Annotated in this window: 1 protein-coding gene; it reads right to left on the bottom strand. The window is 75.1% G+C overall.

Annotated features, from left to right (window positions below):
• Positions 1-31 precede the first annotated feature (31 nt).
• Positions 32-22495: a type I polyketide synthase gene (locus tag IE248_RS22460; RefSeq protein WP_190031518.1), complete on the bottom strand. Its 22464-nt coding sequence runs from the start codon at positions 22493-22495 to the stop codon at positions 32-34.
• Between the last annotated feature and the right edge of the window lie 29 nt (positions 22496-22524).

Here is a 22524-nt window from a genome sequence, read left to right as displayed (position 1 = left end):
TCGATGGAGGGGGCGGAGTGGAACTGCCGCGTCATGAGATTCCGAACTCCTTGCCGATGAAGTCGAAGAGGTCGTCGTCGGTCGCGCTCTCCAGTGCCTCGGCCACGTCGGGGCCGTCGGAGTCCGCGGGGGCTGCCGCGAGTTCACCGGCCTCGCTCCAGGCGGCCAGCAGTGCCTGGAGCCGCTCGGTGATGCGGTCGCGGCCGGCGCCGTCGGGCGTCGAGGTGACGAGCGACTTCTCCAGGCGGTCCAGTTCGGCGAGCAGCGGGGGTACGGCCGCCGCGCCGTCCTGCCACAGCTCGTCCTTCAGGTACTCCACCAGCGCCGTCGGCGTCGGGTAGTCGAAGACGAGGGTGGCGGGCAGCCGGACGCCGGTGGCGGCGCCGAGCCGGTTGCGCAGCTCGACGGCGGTCAGCGAGTCGAAGCCGACCTCGTTGAACGACCGTGCCGGGTCGACCGCTTCCGGTCCGGCGAAGCCGAGGACCCCGGCGACGTAGCCGCAGACCAGTTCCAGCAGTGCCTCGTCCCGCGCGGCAGGCGAGAGCCCGGTGAGGCGCTCGCGCAGCTCGGCTCCGCCGTCCGTACCGGCAGCGGTGGTACCGGCGGCGCGGCGTGCGGGCGTACGCACCAGACCCGACAGGAGCGGCGGGAGCATCCCGGAGCCGGCCTGGGCGCGCAGCGCGGCCAGGTCCAGCTTCACCGGCACCAGCAACGCCTGCTCGGCGGAGGTGGCGGCATCGAACAACGCCACGCCCTCGGCGGCGGTGATGGCGCTTACGCCGCCACGGCCCAGACGCGAGACGTCCTCGGCGTCCAGTCCGCCACCCATACCGCCGGCTTCGGCCCACAGGCCCCAGGCCAGGGAGGTCGCCGCCAGGCCCTGGGCCCGGCGGTGGGCAGCCAGCGCATCGAGGAACACATTGCCCGCCGCGTAGTTGGCCTGACCGGCGCCACCGAACACACCGGCGGCCGACGAGAACAACACGAACGCGGAGAGGTCCAGATCCTGGGTCAGCTCGTGCAGGTTCCATGCCGCGTCCACCTTCGGACGCAGTACGGCCGACAGCCGCTCGGTGGTCAGCGAACCGACCACACCGTCATCCAGGACACCGGCCGTGTGCACGACCGCCGTCAGCGGGTGCTCCGCCGGAACCGCCTTGAGTACGGCCGCCAGCGCATCACGGTCGGCCACGTCACACGCGGCCCACGACACCTCGGCGCCCAGACCCGCCAGCTCCGCCGACAGGGCAGCGCCCTCACCACGACGGCTCACCAGCAGCAGCCGCCGTACACCGTGCTCGGTCACCAGATGACGGGCGAACAGCCCGCCCAGCGAACCACTCGCACCAGTGATCAACACCGTGCCCTCGGCATCCCACTCGACGCCCGCGTCAGCCACGACCGCCGCACGCGCCAGCCTCGGCACCAGGACCGAGCCGCCCCGCACCGCCACCTCGGACTCACCCGAGGCGACCACGGCGGGCAGCGCGCGGAAGGAGGCGTCGGTGCCGTCCGTGTCGGCCAGGACGATCCGCCCCGGGTTCTCCGACTGCGCCGAACGCAGCAGACCCCACACCGATGCGTGCACCAGGTCCGGTACGCCTTCGCCCGGTACGGCTTCCACCGCGCCCCGCGTCAGGAACACCAGGCGCGAGTCCGCGAACCGCTCCTCGGCCAGCCACTCCTTGAGCAGCGCCAGCACCCGGCCCGTCTCCGCGTGCACCGCACCCGTGACGTCTTCCGTGCCGGACACCGGGGACAGCGGTACGCACACCAGCGCCGGGTCCGCGAGCGTCGCGAGCCCGCCGTCGTGCGCCGTGTAGCGCACGCCCACCGCGTCCAGACCGGCGTGGCCGTCCCCGAGCAGCGCCCAGGGGCTCTGCTCCGACGCCGACACCGGGGTCAGCGGTACGGCCGTCCACTCGACCTCGAACAGCGACTCCGGGCGACCGCCGCGCGCCGCGCCGATCTGCTCCGGCGAGACCGCGCGCAGCACGAGCGACTCGACCGAGGCGACCGGTGCGCCCGCCGGGTCGGCGAGCTCCAGCGCGACCGCGTCGCGGCCGGCCGGGGCCAGCCGGACCCGTACGGCGCCGGCGCCGGCCGCGTGCAGCCGGACACCGCTCCAGGCGAACGGGAGCCGTCCCTGGCCGGTCTTCTCGACGAGCGCGCCGAGACCGGCCGCGTGGAGGGTGGCGTCCAGGAGCGCCGGGTGGAGGCCGAACCAGTCGGCCGCCTCCGCGGTCTCCTCGTCCAGGCTGACCTCCGCGTACACGGCGTCGCCGTGGAGCCAGGCCGAGCGCAGGCCCTGGAAGGCGGGGCCGTAGTCGAATCCGGCGGCGGCGAGGCCTTCGTAGAGGCCGTCGATGTCCACCGGTTCGGCTCCGGCCGGAGGCCAGACCGTGAGGTCGGCTGCCGGGGCCGGGGCGTCGCCGGTGGCGAGGACACCGGCGGCGTGCCGCGTCCACGGCTCGTCGGCGGGGGTGTCCTCGTCGCGGGAGTAAAGCGACAGGGCGCGTCGGCCGGATTCGTCGGCTTCGGCGACGGAGAGCCGCAGCTGGACTCCGCCGCGTTCGGGGAGGACGAGCGGGGCCTCCAGGGTCAGTTCCTCCAGGACGTCGCAGCCGACCTGGTCCCCGGCGCGGACGGCCAGTTCCACGAAGGCCGTGCCCGGCAGGAGGACCGAGCCGAGGACGGCGTGGTCCGCGAGCCATGCGTGCGTGGCCAGGGACAGCCGGCCGGTGAAGAGGAACCCGTCGGAGTCGGGCAGTTCGACGGCCGCGCCGAGCAGCGGGTGGTCCGTCGCGCCGAGGCCGAAGCCCGCGGCGTCGCCGGGGGTGTTGTGCGCGGTGGGTGCCGAGTCGAGCCAGTACCAGTCGCGCTGGAAGGCGTACGTGGGCAGCTCGGCCTGGCGGGCGCCGGTGGGCGCGAAGTAGGCCTCCCAGTCCACCGCCGCGCCGTGGGCGTGGGCATGGGCGAGGGCGTTGTTCAGGGTCTCGGGCTCGGGGCGGCCGGTGCGCAGGGCGGGCGCGAACCGGGCGCCGTCCTCGGTCAGGCAGTCCTGGGCCATCGCGGAGAGCACTCCGTCGGGGCCGAGTTCGAGGTACGTCGTGACTCCGGCGGCTTCCAGGGTGCGGATGCCGTCGAGGAAGCGGACGGCGTCGCGGACGTGCCGGACCCAGAACTCGGCGGAGCCCATCTCGTCGGTGACGAGCGCGCCGGTCAGGTTGGAGACGACCGGGATGCGCGGGGCGCCGTACGAGAGTGCCTCGGCGACCTTGCGGAAGTCGGCCAGCATGCCGTCCATGTGGGGCGAGTGGAAGGCGTGGCTCACCGTCAGCCGCTTGGACTTCCGGTCGGGGAAGGCCCCGGCGATCGCGAGCGCCGCGTCCTCGTCACCGGCGACGACCACCGAGCGCGGGCCGTTGACGGCCGCGATGCTCACCCGGTCGGTCAGCAGCGGCAGGACCTCCTCCTCGGACGCCTGGACGGCGATCATCACGCCACCGGACGGCAGAGCCTGCATCAACCGCCCACGGGCGCGGACCAGTTCGCACGCGTCCTCCAGGGAGAAGACCCCGGCCACGTGCGCGGCGGCGATCTCACCGATGGAGTGCCCGGACAGGAAGTCCGGCTTCACACCCCAGGACTCGACGAGGCGGAACAGCGCCACCTCGACCGCGAACAGCGCGGGCTGCGTGTACTCCGTACGGTCCAGAACATCCGCGTCCGTCCCGAACAGGACGTCCTTCAGCGGCAGTTCCAGCACGTCGCACACCGCGTCCAGCGCGGCCGCGAAGGCCGGGTAGGTCTCGTACAGCTCACGGCCCATGCCGAGGCGCTGGCTGCCCTGGCCGGTGAACAGGAAGGCGAGCTTCCCGGCGCCGGCGGCGCCCACCGTGCCACGCGTCACGGCCGCGTCGGCCAGGTCGTTGTTCCCCAGCGCCTCCAGCCCGCGCAGCAGTTCCTCGCGGTCGCCCGCCACGACCACCGCGCGGTGGTCGAAGGCGGCGCGCCGGGTCGCCAGCGAGTAGGCCACGTCCGTGACGCTCAGCTCGGCCGAGTCCTCCAGGTGCACCCGCAGACGGGCCGCCTGGCCGCGCAGCGCGTCCGCCGACCGCGCGGACAGCACGTACGGCAGCACCGGGGCCGCCGCACCGCTTTCGGCGGCGGCGCTCACGGCGACCGCGTCCGGGGCCTGCTCGATGATCGTGTGGGCGTTGGTGCCGCTGATGCCGAACGAGGACACACCGGCCCGGCGCGGGCGGCCGGTCTGCGGCCACGGCGTGTTCTCGGTGAGCAGCGTGACGGCGCCGTCCTCCCAGTCCACGTGCGGGGTCGGCTCGTCCACGTGCAGGGTCCGGGGCAGCACCCCGTGCCGCATCGCCATGATCATCTTGATCACGCCGGCAACACCGGCGGCGGCCTGCGTGTGGCCCATGTTGGACTTGATCGAACCCAGCCACAGCGGCTCGTCCGCCGCGCGCTCCCGGCCGTAGGTGGCCAGCAGCGCCTGCGCCTCGATCGGGTCGCCCAGGGTGGTGCCCGTGCCGTGCGCCTCGACCACGTCGATCTGCTCGCTGGTCAGTCCGCCGGAGGCGAGGGCCTGGCGGATGACGCGCTGCTGCGAGGGGCCGTTCGGGGCGGTCAGCCCGTTGGAGGCGCCGTCCTGGTTGATCGCGGAGCCCCGGACCACGGCGAGCACCGGGTGCCCGTTGCGGCGGGCGTCCGACAGTCGCTCGACGAGCAGCATGCCCGCGCCCTCGGCCCAGCTGGTGCCGTCGGCGGCCGCGGCGAAGGACTTGATGCGGCCGTCGGCGGCCAGCCCGCGCTGGCGGCTGAACTCGGTGAAGGTGCCCGGCGTCGACATGACGGTGACACCGCCGGCCAGGGCCATGGTGCATTCGCCGCCCCGCAGCGCCTGGATCGCCCAGTGCAGGGCGACGAGGGAGGAGGAGCAGGCCGTGTCGACGGTGACCGCCGGGCCCTCCAGGCCGAAGGCGTACGAGACGCGGCCCGAGGCGATGCTGCCGGAGTTGCCGGTGCCGAGGTAGCCCTCGACACCGTCCGGCACGGAGGTGATGCGGGTGGCGTAGTCGTGGTACATGACGCCGGCGAAGACGCCGGTCCGGCTGCCGCGCATCGAAGCCGGGTCGATACCGGCCCGCTCGAAGGCCTCCCACGAGGTCTCCAGCAGCAGGCGCTGCTGCGGGTCCATGGCCACGGCCTCGCGCGGCGAGATCCCGAAGAACGCCGGGTCGAAGCGGCCCGCGTCGTGCAGGAATCCGCCGGATCGGGTGTAGCTGGTGCCCTTGCCGTCCGGGTCCGGGTCGTACAGCGACTCCAGGTCCCAGCCGCGGCCCTGCGGGAACTCCGAGATGGCGTCGACGCCACCCACCACCAGGCGCCACAGGTCCTCGGGGGTTTCCACCCCGCCGGGGTAGCGGCAGCTCATGCCGACGATCGCGATGGGGTCGTCCTGGAGCGCGGCACCGGCGGAGGCGGGCCCGGCCGTGGCCGCGCCGGCCGTCTCCTCGTCCAGGGACAGGCCCAGGACCTCGGTCTTCAGGTACGCCGCGAGCGCGCTCGGCGTGGGGTAGTCGAAGACGAGCGTGGCAGGCAGCCGTTCGCCGGTGGCGGCGCCGAGGCGGTTGCGCAGCTCGACGGAGGTCAGGGAGTCGAAGCCGAGCTCCTTGAACGCCCGGTCGGCCGGTACCTCGTCGGTCGAGGCGTGACCGAGTACGGCCGTCACCTCGGCCCGGACCATCTCCAGCAGGGCTGCCTCCCGCTCCTCGGCGGGCAGCGCGGCCAGCCGCGTGCGCAGGGCGGACCCGTCGGCCGTGGCCCCCTGTCCCGCCGCGCGGCGCGCCGGTACGCGGACCAGCCCGCGCAGCAGGTCGGGAACCATGCCGGCCCGGGCCTGGGCGCGGAGGGCGGCCAGGTCGAGCGGGAGGGGCACGAGCAGCGCGTCGTCCGTACGGCGGGCCGCGTCGAAGAGGGCGAGGCCGGTCTCCGGCGAGAGGGCACCGATGCCGCCGCGGTTGATCCGCTCGCGGTCACCGTCGGCCAGGTCGCCGCCCATGCCGCCGACTCCGGTCCACAGGCCCCAGGCCAGGGAGGTCGCCGCCAGGCCCTGGGCCCGACGGTGCGCGGCGAGCGCGTCCAGGAAGGTGTTGCCCGCCGCGTAGTTGGCCTGCCCCGCACCGCCGAAGACACCGGCGGCCGAGGAGAACAGCACGAAGGCCGACAGACCGAGGTCCTGCGTCAGCTCGTGCAGGTTCCAGGCAGCATCCACCTTCGGACGCAGGACGGCCGACAGCCGCTCGGCGGTCAGAGAACCGACGACACCGTCATCCAGAACACCGGCCGTGTGCACGACCGCCGTCAGCGGGTGCTCCGCAGGAACCGCCTTGAGCACGGCCGCCAGCGCATCGCGGTCGGCCACATCACAGGCCGCCCACGACACCTCGGCACCCAGACCGGCGAGCTCAGCGGAAAGGGCAGCGCCCTCACCGCGACGGCTCACCAGCAGCAGCCGCCGTACACCGTGCTCGGTCACCAGATGACGGGCGAACAGCCCGCCCAGCGAACCACTCGCACCGGTCACCAGGACCGTGCCCTCGGCATCCCACTCGACGCCCGCGTCAGCAGCCACCGCCGCACGCGCCAGCCTCGGCACCAGGACGGCGCCATCCCGCACCGCGACCTCGGACTCACCCGAAGCCAGCGCCGCCGACAGACCGGCCGCGAGGTCGCCCTCGGCGTCGATGTCGACGAGGACGAAGCGGCCCGGGTTCTCCGACTGCGCGGAGCGCACCAGGCCCCACACCGGCGCGTGCGCCAGATCCGCGATTCCTTCGCCCGGTACGGCGGCCACCGCGCCCCGCGTCAGGAACACCAGACGCGCGTCCGCGGACCGCTCCTCGGCCAGCCAGTCCTGTACCAGCCCCAGCACCCGGGCGGTCTCCGCGTGCACCGCGCCGGCCACGTCACCGGCAGCCGGCTCCACGCACGGCACCACCAGCGCCGCCGGAAGGTCGCCATCGCCCTCCTCGCCCAGCATCAGCCAGTCGTCGAAGGACCCGTCACCTGCGGTCGTCTGCGCCCACTCCACCCGGAACAGGGCGTCACGGGTCAGGTCGGGCGCGGCGGTGAGCTGGTCACGGCTGACGGATCGCAGGGCCAGGCCGGCGACCGAGGCGACGGGCGCTCCGGTGGCGTCGGCGATCGTGAGGGCCACCTCGCCGCCCAGGCCGGTGGTCAGGCGTACCCGGAGCTCGCAGGCTCCGACGGCGTGCAAGGAGACCCCGGACCAGGAGAACGGGAGTCGTCCGTCGGCGCCGGTGTCCGCGGCGCGCAGTCCGAGCGCGTGCAGGGCCGCGTCGAGGAGCGCCGGGTGCAGACCGAACCGTGCGGCCTCCCCCTCCGCGCCCTCGGGGAGCGCGACCTCCGCGTAGGAGGTGTCGCCGTGCTGCCAGGCGGCCCGCAGGCCCTGGAACACCGGCCCGTATCCGAAACCGGCCTCGGCGAGGCCCTCGTACAGGCCGTCCACCGGGACGGGCTCAGCGCCGGCGGGCGGCCATTCGGTGAGGCCCTGCGGGGCCGGGGCGGCCCCGGTCGCGAGCACACCTACGGCGTGCCGCGTCCACGGCTCGTCCGCGTCCGCGCCCTCGGGGCGGGAGTGCAGGGTGAGGCTGCGGCGTCGGCCCGCCGGGTCGGCGGCCGCGACGGAGAGCCGCAGCTGCACGCCACCGTGCTCGGGCAGGACGAGGGGTGCCTCCAGGGTGAGTTCGTCGACCAGGTCGCACCCGACGTGCTCGCCGGCCTGGAGCGCGAGCTCGACGAAGGCCGTACCGGGCAGGAGGGCCGCGCCCATCACCCGGTGGTCCCCCAGCCAGGGGTGGGTGGTCAGGGACAGCCGTCCGGTGAAGAGGTGGCCGTCGGAGTCGGGCAGCTGGACCTCGGCGCCGAGCAGCGGGTGGTCGGCGGCGCCGAGTCCGGCCGCCGCGACGTCGCCGTCGGCGCGGCCGGCGTCGAGCCAGTAGACGGAGCGCTGGAAGGCGTACGTCGGCAGGTCGACGCGCCGGGCCCCGAGCGGGGCGTAGTACGCGGACCAGTCGACGGCCGTGCCGCGTACGTACGCGGTGGAGAGGGCCGAGAGCAGGGTCGTGGGCTCGTCGCGTCCGGAGCGGAGCGCGGGGGCGAAGGCGGCGGCGCCGGTGTCGTCGGTCAGGCAGGCCTGGGCCATCGCGGAGAGGACCCCGTCGGGACCGAGCTCGACGTACGTGGTCACGCCCGCCGCCTCAAGGGCGCGGACGCCGTCGAGGAAACGGACGGCCTCGCGGACGTGCCGGACCCAGAACTCGGCCGAACCCATCTCGTCGGTGACGAGGGCACCGGTCAGGTTCGAGACGACCGGGATACGGGGAGCGCCGAACGACAGCCCCGCCACCACCTCGCGGAAGTCGTCGAGCATGCCGTCCATGTGCGGCGAGTGGAACGCGTGGCTGACGGTCAGCCGCTTGGTCTTCCGGTCGGCGAACGCGGCCACGACAGCGAGCGCCGCGTCCTCGTCACCGGCGATGACCACCGAGCGCGGGCCGTTGACGGCGGCGATGCTCACCCGGTCCGTCAGCAGCGGCAGGACCTCGTCCTCCGCAGCCTCCACCGCGATCATCACGCCACCGGACGGCAGCGCCTGCATCAGACGGCCACGGGCAGCAACCAGCGTGCACGCGTCGGCCAGCGACAGGACACCCGCGACGTGCGCGGCGGCGATCTCACCGATGGAGTGCCCGGACAGGAAGTCCGGCTTCACACCCCAGGACTCGACGAGGCGGAACAGCGCCACCTCGACCGCGAACAGCGCCGGCTGCGTGTACTCCGTACGGTCCAGAACATCCGAGTCCGTCCCGAACAGGACGTCCTTCAGCGGCAGTTCCAGCGCGTCGCACACCGCGTCCAGCGCGGCCGCGAAGGCCGGGTAGGTCTCGTACAGCTCACGGCCCATCCCGAGCCGCTGGCTGCCCTGCCCCGTGAACAGGAACGCCAGCTTGCCCGCCGCGGCCGACGAGCCCTGGACCAGGCCCGCCGCCGAGCGGCCCTCGGCGAGGGCGGCCAGGCCGGTGCGGAAGGCGTCGGGGTCGGTGGCGACGACCGTCGCGCGGTGTTCGAACACGGCGCGGGCGGCCACCAGCGAGTGCCCGATGTCGGCCGGGAGCGTGTCCGGGTGCGCCTCCAGGTGGGACAGGAGCTGCTCGCCCTGGGCCCGCAGGGCCTCGGGGGTGCGGGCGCTCAGGTGCCACGGGAGGGCCGTCGCGGGGGCCGGGACGGCCGGGCTGACCGCTGCGGCCGGGGTCTCCGGGAGTTCGATGATGGCGTGGGCGTTCGTTCCGCTCATGCCGAAGGAGGAGACGCCCGCGCGGCGCGGGCGGCCGGTCTCGGGCCATGCCCGCTGCTCGGTGAGCAGGGAGACCGCGCCCGCCGACCAGTCGACGTGCGGTGACGGCTCGTCCACGTGGAGGGTCTTCGGCAGGACGCCGTGGCGCATCGCCTGGACCATCTTGATGATGCCCGCGACGCCCGCGGCGGCCTGGGTGTGCCCGAAGTTGGACTTGACGGAGCCCAGCCACAGCGGGGTGTCCTCGGGGCGGCCCTGACCGTACGTGGCCAGCAGCGCCTGTGCCTCGATGGGGTCACCGAGGGTGGTGCCGGTGCCGTGCGCCTCGACGGCGTCGACGTCGGCGGAGGTCAGCCGGGCGTTGGCGAGGGCCTGACGGATGACGCGCTGCTGGGCGGGGCCGTTGGGGGCGGTCAGGCCGTTGCTGGCGCCGTCCTGGTTGACGGCGGTGCCGCGGACGACCGCGAGGACCTGGTGTCCGTTGCGGCGGGCGTCGGAGAGGCGTTCGACGAGCAGCATGCCGACGCCCTCGCCCCACGCGGTGCCGTCGGCGGCGGCCGCGAACGGCTTGCAGCGGCCGTCGGCGGCGAGTCCGCGCTGGCGGCTGAACTCGGTGAAGACGTCGGGGGTGGTGATGATGGTGACGCCGCCGGCCAGGGCCAGGGAGCACTCACCGGAGCGCAGGGCCTGCGCCGCGAGGTGCAGGGCGACCAGCGAGGAGGAGCAGGCGGTGTCGACGGTGACGGCCGGGCCCTCGAAGCCGAAGGTGTAGGAGACGCGGCCGGAGGCGATGCTGCTGGAGCCGCCGGTGCCGAGGTAGCCCTCGACGCCTTCGGGGACGGTGTTCAGGCGGGACACGTAGTCGTTGTGCATCTGGCCGACGAACACGCCGACCTGTCCGCCGCGCAGGCCCGTCGGGTCGATCCCGGCCCGTTCGAAGGCCTCCCAGGAGGTTTCCAGCAGCAGGCGCTGCTGCGGGTCCATGGCGAGGGCCTCGCGGGGGTTGATCCCGAAGAACGCCGGGTCGAAGTGGTGGGCGTCGTAGAAGAAGCCGCCTTCGCGGGCGTAGGACGTGCCGGGGCTGTCGGGGTCGGGGTCGTAGAGCGCCTCGGTGTCCCAGCCTCGGTCGGCGGGGAGGTCGGCGATGCCGTCGCGGCCTTCGGCGAGGAGTTCCCACAGGTCCTCGGGGCTGCGGACGTCGCCGGGGAAGCGGCAGCTCATGGCGACGATGGCGATGGGGTCGTCGGTCTCGGCGACGGCGCCGGCCGGGTGCCGCGGGAGGGCGGCGGCGGCCACCGCGGCCTCGGAGCCGAGGAGTTCGTCCTTGAGGTAGCCGGCGAGGACCGTGGGGGTGGGGTAGTCGAAGACGAGGGTGGCGGGCAGCCGGACTCCGGCGGTGGCGCCGAGCCGGTTGCGGAACTCGACGGCGGTCAGCGAGTCGAAGCCGAGGTCCTTGAAGGCGCGGCCGGGTTCGACGGCGTCGGAGGTGGCGTGGCCGAGGACGGCGGCGACCTGGTCGCGCACAAGGTCGAGGAGGAGCGTGTCGCGCTCGTTCTCGGGGAGGCGTACGAGCTGCTCCACCAGCGGGGTTCCGGTCCCGGCGGTGGCCGCCTGGGCGGTGCGGCGGGCGGGGGCGCGGACCAGGCCGCGCAGCAGGGCGGGCACCATGGCGGCGTCGGCCTGGCGCAGCGGCGCGAGGTCGAGCTGCATGGGGACGAGGTGGGCGTCGCCGGTGTGGTGGGCGGTGTCGAGGAGGGCGAGGCCCTCCTCGGAGGAGAGGCCGAGGACTCCGGAGCGCGTCATGCGGTCCTTGTCGGCGCTGTCGAGTTCGCCGGTCATCCCGCTGGCCTCGGCCCACAGGCCCCAGCCGAGGGAGGTGCCGGGCAGGCCGTGGGCCTGGCGGTGGCGGGCGAGGGCGTCGAGGAAGACGTTCGCGGCCGCGTAGTTGGCCTGGCCCGCGCCGCCGAAGGTGCCGGCGGCGGAGGAGAAGAGGACGAAGTCGGCCAGGTCGAGGTGGCGGGTCAGCTCGTGCAGGTGGAGGGCGGCGTCGGCCTTGGGCCGCAGGACCCGGTCGAGCCGCTCGGGGGTGAGGGCCTCGGCGATGCCGTCGTCGAGGACGCCGGCGGTGTGGACGACGGCGGTCAGCGGGTGCGCGGCGGGTATGGAGGCCAGCAGTGCGGCGAGGGCCTCGCGGTCGGCGGCGTCGCAGGCGGCGACGGTGACGTCGGCGCCCAGGGCGCGCAGGTGCGCGGCGAGTTCGGCGGCGCCGGCGGCGGCTTCGCCGCGGCGGCTGGTCAGGATGAGGCGGCGGGCGCCGCGGACGGTGACGGCGTGCCGGGCGACGAGTGCGCCGAGGGTGCCGGTGCCGCCGGTGATGAGGACGGTGCCGTCGGGGTTCCAGTCGGCCGGCACGGTGAGCACGATCTTGCCGGTGTGGCGGGCCTGGCTGAGGTAGCGGAAGGCTTCGGGGGCCTGGCGCAGGTCCCAGGCGGAGACCGGGATGGGGTTCAGGGCGCCGGCTTCGAAGAGGCCGAGCAGCTCGGTGAGCATCTCCTGGATGCGGTCGAGGCCGGCTTCGGTGAGGTCGAACGCCTGGTAGGAGACGCCGGGGTGGGTGGCGGCGACGTCGCGGGGGTCGCGGACGTCGGTCTTGCCCATCTCGACGAAGCGTCCGCCGCGCGGCAGGAGGCGCAGCGAGGCGTCGACGAACTCGCGGGCGAGGGAGTCGAGGACGACGTCGACGCCGTGTCCGTCGGTGGCGGTGCGGAAGGTGTTCTCGAAGTCGAGGGTGCGGGAGGAGGCGATCTTGTCGTCGGTCAGGCCGAGTCCGCGCAGGGTGTCCCACTTGGCGGGGCTGGCGGTGGCGTAGACGTCGGCGCCCCAGTGGCGGGCGAGCTGGACGGCGGCCATGCCGACGCCGCCGGCGGCGGCGTGGACGAGGAGGGATTCGCCCTCGCGCAGTCCGGCGAGGTCGTGGAGGGCGTAGTAGGCCGTCATGAAGACGATCGGTACGGCCGCGGCCTCGGCGAAGGTCCAGCCCTCGGGCATCGGGGCGATCATGCGCCGGTCGACGACGGCCAGCGGGCCGAAGGCGCCGGGCAGCATGCCCATGACGCGGTCGCCGGGGGCGAGGTCGCTGACGCCGGGGCCGGTCTCGACGACGGTGCCGGCGCCTTCGCTGCCCATGAGGCCGGGGTCGCCGGGGTACATGCCGAGGGCGTTGAGCACGTCGCGGAAGTTGAGGCCGGCGGCGCGTACGGCGACGCGGACCTGGCCGGCTTCCAGGGGCGCCGCGGATTCGGGGCTCGGGACGAGGGTGAGGTGGTCGAGGGTGCCCTTGTCCTCGATGTCCATGCGCCAGGCGGACTCGCCGGGGGGCGGGGTCAGCGGGGTGGTGGCGGGTACCCGTGCGAGGCGGGGGGCGTGGACGGTGCCGCGGCGGAGTGCGAACTGCGGTTCGCCGGTGGCGAGGGCGGCGGCCAGTGTCCCGGCGGCGGCGTCGGCGTCGAGGTCGGCCAGGACGAAGCGGTCGGGGTTCTCCGACTGCGCGGAGCGGACCAGGCCCCAGACGGCGGCGTGGGCGGGGTCGGCGAGGTCCCAGTCGCTCTGGGTGGCGACGGCGCCCCGGGTGACGAAGACCAGGCGGGACGCGGCGAACCGGTCGTCCGCGAGCCAGCCCTGGACGAGGGCGAGGGCCCGGTGCGTGGCGGCGCGGACGGCGTCCGCGGTGAGGGCTTCCGCCGGGGCGGCCAGGCAGGGGGCGAGGACGTGTGCGGGCGCCGGGGCGCCTGCGTCGAGGGCCGCGCCGAGCGCGCCGAGGCCGGAGTGGACGGGGCCGGGCAGCTCGGCGGTGACGTCGGCGGGCTCGCCGATGACCGCCCAGGTGCCGGTGGTGTCCTCGCCGGGGGCGCCGGGCGGCAGGGACAGGGTCGCCCACTCGATCCGGAACAGCGACTCGTGGTACGCGGTGCGGGAGGCGCCGGCGAGCCGGTCGGCGGAGACGGGCCGGACGATCAGGTGGTCGACGGTGGCGACGGGCGCGCCGGTGGTGTCGGCCAGCTGGAGGGAGAGGGAGTCGTCGCCGTCGGCGGTGAGGCGCACGCGCAGCGCGGACGCGCCGACGGCGTGCAGGGACACCCCGCGCCAGGAGAACGGCAGTCCGGCCTGCCGGTCCCCGTCGCGGGAGACGAAGGTGGCGTGCAGGGCGGCGTCGAGGAGGGCCGGGTGCAGGCCGAAGCGGGTGGCTTCGGTGTGCCGGTCGTCGGGCAGGGCCACCTCGGCGTAGACGTCGTCGCCGAGGGTCCAGGCGGCGCGCAGGCCCTGGAAGACGGGGCCGTAGGCGAATCCGCCCTGGCCGAGGTGCTCGTACAGGCCGTCGACGCTGACGGCTTCGGCGCCCGGCGGGGGCCAGGCGGCGAGGTCGAACGCGGGGCGCGGCGCGCCGGTGGCGAGGACGCCCGCGGCGTGCCGGGTCCACGGCTCGTCGTCGGCGGCGTCGGGGTCGCCGGAGTAAAGGTCCAGGGTGCGCCGGCCGTCCTGGTCGGGTGCACTGACGACGATCTGGAGGCGGACCGCGGTGTGCGGGGCGAGGACCAGCGGGGCTTCGAGGGTGAGTTCTTCCAGGACGTCGCAGCCGGCCTGGTCGCCGGCGCGGACGGCGAGTTCGACGAAGGCGGTGCCGGGCAGCAGGACGGTGCCCATGACGGCGTGGTCGGCCAGCCAGGGGTGGGTGTCGAGGGAGAGCCGGCCGGTGAAGAGGAAGCCCTCGCCGTCGGCGAGCGGGACGGCCGCGCCGAGCAGCGGGTGGTGGGCGGCGCCCAGACCGGCCGATTCGACGTCCCCGATGTATCCGGCGGGCGCTTCGAGCCAGAAGCGGGTCCGCTGGAAGGCGTACGTGGGCAGGTCGACGCGGCGGGCGCCGGTCGCGGCGAAGTACGCGGGCCAGTCGAGGAGGACGGCGCGGGTGTGGACGGCGGCGATCGCCGCGGTCAGCGCCTCGGCCTCGCCGCGGTCGCGGCGCAGGGCGGGGACGAAGAGGGGGTCGGTGGCGCCGTCGGTCTCGGTGAGGCAGTCGCGGCCGAGGCCGGACAGCACGCCCTGCGGGCCCAGTTCGAGGTAGGTGGTGACGTGTTCGGCGTCCAGGGTGCGGATGCCGTCGAGGAAGCGGACGGCTTCGCGGACGTGGCTGACCCAGTGCTCGGCGGTGCGCAGTTCGTCGCCGGCCACGGCTCCGGTGAGGTGGGTGACGACGGGGATGGCGGGCGCGTGGTAGGTGAGGGAGGCGGCGACGTCGCGGAAGGCGTCGAGCATGCCGTCCATCAGCGGGGAGTGGAAGGCGTGGCTGACGGTGAGCCGCTTGGTGCGCCGGCCGCGCCGCTCGAACTCGGCGGCGATCTCCAGCGCGAGGGTCTCCTCGCCGGAGATGACGACGCTGGAGGCGGAGTTGACGGCGGCGATGCCGATGCGGTCCTCGTGTCCGGCGAGCAGCGGCCGGACCTCGTCCTCGGTGGCGGTCAGCGCGATCATCGCGCCGCCCTGGGGCAGGGCTTCCATGAGGCGGCCGCGGGCGGCGACGAGGGTGGCCGCGTCGGGCAGGGAGAGGACGCCCGCGACGTGCGCGGCGGTGATCTCTCCGATGGAGTGGCCCGCGACGAAGTCGGGGCGCAGGCCCCAGGACTCGACGAGGCGGTAGAGCGCGGTCTCCAGGGCGAACAGGGCGGGCTGGGTGTAGCCGGTCCGGTTCAGGAGGTCGCCGGCGTCCTCGTCGAACAGGATCTCCTTGAGGGGCTGTTCGAGGTGCCGGTCGAGTTCGGCGCACACCGCGTCGAGGGCGGCGGCGAAGGCCGGGTAGGTGGCGTGGAGCTCGCGGCCCATGCCGGGGCGCTGGCTGCCCTGTCCGGTGAACAGGACGGCGGTGCGGCCGTCGGCGGTGTCGTGCCGCACGGTCCGGGCGCCGTCGCGGCCTTCGGCGAGGGCGGCGAGGGCGGCGAGGAGTCCGTCGCGGTCGGGCGCGACGACGGCGGCCCTGCGGTCGAGTGCGGTACGGGTGGTGGCCAGGGAGAACGCCACGTCGGCGGGGGCCGCGTCGGGGTGGTGCGCGAGGTGGTCGGCGAGCCGGGCGGCCTGGGCGCGCAGCGCGTCGGGGGTGCGTCCGGAGAGGACGAACGGCAGCGGGGTGCCTGCGGGGACGGTGCCCCCGGCGACGGCGGGGACGCCGGGCTCGCCGCCGTCCTTCTCGTCGGACGGCTGCTCCACGGGCGGCTGCTCGATGATGACGTGCGCGTTGGTGCCGCTGACGCCGAAGGAGGAGATGCCCGCGCGGCGCGGGCGGTCCGTCTCGGGCCAGGCGGCGGACTCCGTCAGCAGCTCGACCGCGCCGGCGGTCCAGTCGATGTGCGGGGACGGCTCGCCGATGTGCAGGGACGCGGGCAGCACGCCGTGGCGCATCGCGAGCACCATCTTGATGATGCCGGCGGCGCCCGCCGCGGCCTGCGTGTGGCCGATGTTGGACTTGATGGAGCCCAGGCGCAGCGGCCGGTCCGCGGGGCGGTCCTGACCGTAGGTGGCGAGCAGGGCCTGTGCCTCGATGGGGTCGCCGAGGGTGGTGCCGGTGCCGTGTGCCTCGACGGCGTCCACGTCGGCGGTGGTCAGCCCGGCGTGGGCGAGGGCCTCGCGGATGACGCGCTGCTGGGAGGGCCCGTTGGGGGCGGTGAGGCCGTTGGAGGCACCGTCCTGGTTGACGGCGGTGCCGCGGACGACGGCGAGGACCGGGTGGCCGTTGCGGCGGGCGTCGGAGAGCCGCTCGACGAGGATCATGCCGGCGCCTTCGGCCCAGCCGGTGCCGTCGGCGTCGGCGGAGAAGGACTTGCAGCGGCCGTCGGTGGACAGGCCGCGCTGACGGCTGAAGTCGATGAAGGTGTCCGGGGTGGACATGACGGTGACGCCGCCGGCGAGGGCCATGTCGCATTCGCCGCTGCGCAGGGCCTGCGCGGCCAGGTGCAGGGCGACCAGGGAGGAGGAGCAGGCCGTGTCGATGGTGACGGCCGGGCCCTCCAGGCCGAAGGTGTAGGAGATGCGGCCGGAGGCGACGCTGCCGGCGGTGCCGGTGCCGAGGTAGCCCTCCAGGCCCTCGGGGACGGCCGGGAGCCGGGTCAGGTAGTCGTGGTACATGACGCCGGCGAAGACGCCGGTGCGGCTGCCGCGGACGGTGGCCGGGTCGATCCCGGCGCGTTCGAAGGCCTCCCAGGAGGTTTCCAGCAGGAGCCGCTGGTGCGGGTCCATGGCCAGGGCCTCGCGCGGGTTGATGCCGAAGACGTCCGGGTCGAAGTCGGCGGCGTCGTGCAGGAAGCCGCCCTCGCGGGTGTACGAGGTCCCGGCGCGGCCGGGGTCGGAGTCGTACAGCGCGTCGAGGTTCCAGCCGCGGTCGGCGGGGAACGGCGAGATCGCGTCGGCGGAGCCGGCGACGAGCTGCCACAGCTCCTCGGGGGTGCTGACGCCGCCGGGGTAGCGGCAGCTCATGGCGACGATGGCGATGGGCTCGTCGGCGACGGCGCGGGTGGCGGCGGCGGTGGCGGCCGGGGCCTGGGCGGCCTGGTCGCCGAGGAGTTCGGTGCGCAGGAACGCGGCGAGGGCGTTCGGGGTGGGGTAGTCGAAGACGAGGGTGGCGGGCAGCCGGACGCCGGTGGCCGAGCCGAGGCGGTTGCGCAGCTCGACGGCGGTGAGGGAGTCGAAGCCGAGTTCCTTGAAGGCGCGGCCGGGGTCGACGGCGTCGGGGCCGGGGAAGCCGAGGACGGCGGCGACCTGGACGCGAACGGTGGCCAGCAGCAGCCGGTCGCGTTCGGCGGCGGTCAGCGGCAGCAGCCGCTCGGTGAGGCCGTCGGCGGGTGCGGCGCTCTGGGCGGCGGCCCGGCGCGCGGCGGGGCGGACCAGGCCGCGCAGCAGGGCGGGGACCATGTCGGCGTCGGCGTGGCGCAGTGCGGCCAGGTCGAGGTGCATGGGGACCGCGGTGGGCTCGCCGGTGGCGCGGGCGGTGTCCATGAGGGCGAGGCCCTCGGCGGAGGACAGGGCGGCGACTCCGGCGCGGGAGATCCGCTCCAGGTCGGTGTCGGCGAGGTCGCCGGTCATCCCGCTGCGTTCGGCCCACAGGCCCCAGGCGAGCGCGGTGGCGGGCAGGCCTTCGGTGTGGCGGCGCTGGGCGAGGGCGTCGAGGAAGGTGTTGGCGGCGGCGTAGTTGGCCTGTCCGGCGGCGCCGAGGGTGCCGGCGGCGGCGGAGAAGAGGACGAACGCCGCGAGGTCGAGGTCGCGGGTCAGCTCGTGCAGGTGGACGGCCGCGTCGACCTTCGCGGGCAGGACGTGGTCGAGCCGCTCCGGGGTGAGCGCTTCGAGGATGCCGTCGTCGAGGACTCCGGCGGTGTGGAAGACGGCCGTCAGCGGGTGCGCGGCCGGTACGGAGGCCAGCACCGCGGCGAGGGCCTCGCGGTCGGCGGCGTCGCAGGCGGCGAGGGTGACCTCGGCGCCCAGGGCGCGCAGCTCCGCCAGCAGTTCGGGGGCACCTGCGGCCCCTTCGCCGCGGCGGCTGGTCAGCAGCAGGCGGCGGACGCCGTGTCCGGTGACGAGGTGGCGGGCGACGAGCCCGCCGAGGGTGCCGGTGGCGCCGGTGACGAGGGCGGTGCCGTCCGCGTCGAGCGGGCGGGCTTCCTGGCCCTCGGCCGCGGGCAGGGCGGGGACTCGGCCGAGCCGGGGCACGACGGCGCGGCCCTCGCGGAGGGCGAGCTGGGGTTCGGCGGTGGCCAGCGCGGCCGGCAGGGCGCGCAGGGACTCCTCGCGGTCGTCCAGGTCGAGCAGGACGAACCGGTCGGGGTGCTCGGACTGGGCGGAGCGCAGCAGGCCCCACAGCGGGGCGTGCGCCAGGTCGGGCACGTCGGAGCCGGCGGTGGTGGCGACGGCGCCCCGGGTGACGAGGACGAGCCGGGAGCCGGCGTAGCGGTCGTCGGCGAGCCAGGCCTGGGCCAGTTCCAGGGCGTGGTGCAGCGCGTCGCCGACGGCGGCGGGCAGGGTCGCGTCGACGGGGGTCGGCGCGGGTGCGCCGGGGGCGGCGACGGGGACGACGACGGCCTGCGGTACGGGGCCGCCCGCCTCGATCGCGGCGGAGAGCGCGGCGAGGCCGTTGTGGACGGCGGCGGCGGGCAGCACGGCGGCGAACCGGGCCGCGGTGCCGGCGAGAGCACCTGCATCACCGGCCTCGGCGTCGGGGCCCGCGAGCAGCGCCCACTGGCCGGGGGCGACGGTGGTGGCGGCCGGCAGGGCCAGCGGGTTCCACTCGACGCGGAACAGGGAGTCGTGGAAGGCGGTGCGCGCGGCGTGGACCTGGTCCGGGGAGACGGGCCGCAGCAGCAGCGCGGCCACGGAGGCGACGGGCGCTCCGGTCTCGTCGGCCAGGTCGACGGAGACGGTGTCCTGGCCGGCGGGGGCGAGGCGGACGCGCAGGGCGCGGGCGCCGACGGCGCGGAGGGTGACGCCGCTCCAGGAGAACGGCAGCCTGCCGTGCTCGGTGTCCTCCAGCAGGGAGCCGATGCCTACGGCGTGCAGGGCGGCGTCCAGCAGGGCGGGGTGCAGGCCGAACAGGGCGGCTTCGGCGTGTGCCTGCTCGGGCAGGCGGACTTCGGCGAAGACCTCGTCGGCGCGCTGCCAGGCGCCGGTCAGGCCCTGGAAGACGGGCCCGTAGGCGAAGCCGGAGGCGGTGAGGTGCTCGTAGAGGCCGTCGACGGGGACGGCGGTGGCGTCCCGCGGCGGCCAGGTGGTGAGGTCGGCGCCCGCCGGGGTGCTCGCGGCGTCGCGTGCGGCGGGGGCGAGGGAGCCGGTGGCGTGCCGGGTCCAGGCGCCTTCGCCCCAGGTGTCGTCGGCGGCGTCCTCGGGCCGGGAGTGCAGGGTCAGGGAGCGCCGTCCGTCGCCGTCGGGGGCGCCGACGGCGAGCTGGATCTGGACGCCGCCGTGCGGGGGCAGGGCCAGGGGGGCCTGGAGGGTGAGCTCTTCGAGGAGTTCGCAGCCGGTGTGTTCGCCGGCCTGGAGGGCGAGTTCCACGAAGGCCGTGCCGGGCAGCAGCACGGTGTCCATGACCGTGTGGTCGGCGAGCCAGGGGTGGGTGGCCAGCGAGAGCCGGCCGGTGAACAGGTAGCCGTCGCCGTCGGCCAGGGCGATGGCCGCGCCGAGCAGCGGGTGGTCGGCGGAGCCGATCCCGGCGGCGGTGACGTCGCCGGTCCAGGCGGTGGGCGCTTCGGGCCAGTACCGGCCGCGCTGGAAGGCGTACGTGGGCAGGTCGACGCGGGTGGCGCCGCGGCCCGCGAAGACGGCGGACCAGTCGGCGGTGACGCCGTGGACGTGCGCCTGGGCGACCGCGGCGGCGAACGCGGCCGGTTCGAGGCGGTCGGCGCGCAGGGCGGGGATGAAGACGGCGTCGTCCCGGTCGTTCTCGCCGGTGAGGCAGTCCTGCGCGAGGGCGGTGAGGACCCCGCCGGGGCCGACCTCGACGAAGGTGGTGACGCCGAGCGCGGCCAGGCCCCGCACCCCGTCGTGGAAGCGGACGGCCTCCCGGACGTGGCGGACCCAGTAGTCGGCGGTGCAGATCTCCTCGGCGGTGACGGAGGCGCCGGTGAGGTTGGAGACGATCGGGATGACGGGCGGCGCGTAGGAGACGGCTTCGGCGGCCTCGCGGAACGCGTCGAGCATGGGGTCCATGAGCGGCGAGTGGAAGGCGTGGCTGACGGTGAGCCGCTTGACGCGGCGGCCGCGGGCGCGCAGCGTCTCGGCGAGTTCCCCGGCGGCGTCCGCGTCACCGGAGACGACCACGGAGCGGGGGCCGTTGACGGCGGCCACGGACACCCGGTCGGTGAGCAGCGGGGTGATCTCGTCCTCGGTGGCCTCGACGGCGATCATCGCGCCGCCGGTGGGCAGGGCCTGCATGAGGCGGCCGCGGGCGGCCACGAGGGCGGCCGCGTCGGGGAGGGTGAGGACCCCGGAGACGTGGGCGGCGGCGAGTTCGCCGATGGAGTGCCCGATGAGGAAGTCGGCGGTGACGCCCCACTGTTCGAGCTGCCGGTAGAGGGCGACCTCGATGGCGAACAGGGCGGCCTGGGTGTAGGCGGTCGCGTCGAGGAGCGCCGCCTCGGGGGTGCCCTCGGCCGCGAACAGCACCTCGTACAGGGGGCGTTCGAGGTGCCGGTCGAGTTCGTCGCGGACCGCGTCGAGGGCGCGCGCGAACCCGGGGTGGGTGGCGTACAGCTCCCGGCCCATGCCGGGGCGCTGGCTGCCCTGGCCGGTGAAGAGGAAGGCGGTGTTGCCGTCGCCGACGGCGCCGAGGACGGCGGTCGCGGGCTGCTCCGCGGCGGCGAGCGCGTCGAGGTCGGCGAGGAGCCGCTCGCGGTCGGCGGCGAAGAGGACGGCCCGGCGGTCCAGCGCGGAGCGGCTGGTGGCGAGGGAGAACCCGAGGTCGGTCAGGGCCGCGGGGTCCGCGGCGAGTTCGGGGTGGGCGCGCAGGTGGGCGGCGAGGCGGCCGGCCTGGGCGCGCAGGGCGTCGTCGCCCTGGCCGGAGACCAGCAGCGGTACCGGGCCGGTGGCGCCTTCCGCGCCGGCGTCCTGGTCGCCGCTGTCCGTGGCGCCCGTGTCCTCGGCCTTCGCGTCCGCGCCGGGGACCTCGGCGGGCGGGGCCTGTTCGATGACGGTGTGGGCGTTGGTGCCGCTGACGCCGAAGGAGGAGATGCCGGCGCGGCGTGGCTGCCCGGTCTCGGGCCACGGCACGGCCCGCGTGAGCAGTTCGACGGCGCCGGTGGCCCAGTCGACGGCGCCGGACGGCTGGTCGATGTGGAGGGACTCGGGCACGACGCCGTGCCGCATCGCCTCGACCATCTTGATGATGCCCGCGACACCGGCGGCGGCCTGGGTGTGGCCGATGTTGGACTTGATGGAGCCCAGCCACAGCGGCCGGCCCTCGGGCCGGTTCTGGCCGTAGGTGGCCAGGATGGCCTGGGCCTCGATGGGGTCGCCGAGGGTGGTGCCGGTGCCGTGCGCCTCGATGACGTCGACCTGCGCCGGGGTGAGTCCGGCGTTGGTCAGCGCCTGGCGGATGACGCGCTGCTGGGAGGGGCCGTTGGGGGCGGTGAGGCCGTTGGAGGCGCCGTCCTGGTTGATGGCGCTGCCGCGGACCACGGCGAGCACGGGGTGCCCGAGGCGGCGGGCGTCGGAGAGCTTCTCGACGAGGAGCATGCCGACGCCCTCGCCCCAGCCGGTGCCGTCGGCGCCGTCGGCGAAGGGCTTGCAGCGGCCGTCGGGGGCGAGTCCGCGCTGGCGGCTGAACTGGACGAAGGCTCGCGGGCTGGACATGACGGTGACGCCGCCCGCCAGCGCCAGGGAGCATTCGCCGCCCCGCAGCGCCTGCACCGCGAGGTGGAGGGCGACGAGCGAGGAGGAGCAGGCGGTGTCGATGGTGACGGAGGGGCCTTCGAGGCCGAAGGTGTAGGAGAGGCGGCCGGAGACGACGCTGGCGGCGTTTCCGGTGAGGAGGTACTGCTCGACGCCCTCGGGGACGCCGTCGCGGAGCAGGTCGGGGTAGTCCTGGCCGTTGGTGCCGATGAACACGCCGGCCTTGCTGCCGCGCAGCGTCGCCGGGTCGATGCCGGCGCGCTCGAAGGTCTCCCAGGACGTTTCGAGCAGCAGGCGCTGCTGAGGGTCCATGCCGAGGGTCTCGCGGGGGCTGATCCCGAAGAACGCGGCGTCGAACTCGCCGACCCCGTCGAGGAATCCGCCCTCGCGGGTGTACGAGGTGCCGCGCTGCTCGGGGTCGGCGTCGTACAGGGACTCGATGTCCCAGCCGCGGTCGGTGGGGAAGTCGGTGATGGCGTCCCGGCCGCCCGCGACGAGGTCCCACAGGTCCTCCGGCGACTGGATGCCGCCGGGGAACCTGCAGGACATGCCGACGATGGCGATCGGCTCCGGTTCCTGGGCCTCGACCTCGCGCAGGCGCTGCCGCGTCTGGTGCAGATCGGCCGTCACCCGCTTCAAGTAGCCGATGATCTTGTCCTGATCTGCTACCTGATCCGCCATTGGAACCTCACCCATGTTCGTCACAAACC

This window comes from Streptomyces goshikiensis, from assembly GCF_014650555.1.
Taxonomy (GTDB): domain Bacteria; phylum Actinomycetota; class Actinomycetes; order Streptomycetales; family Streptomycetaceae; genus Streptomyces; species Streptomyces goshikiensis.
This window is presented reverse-complemented; position numbering and strand designations above follow the sequence as displayed.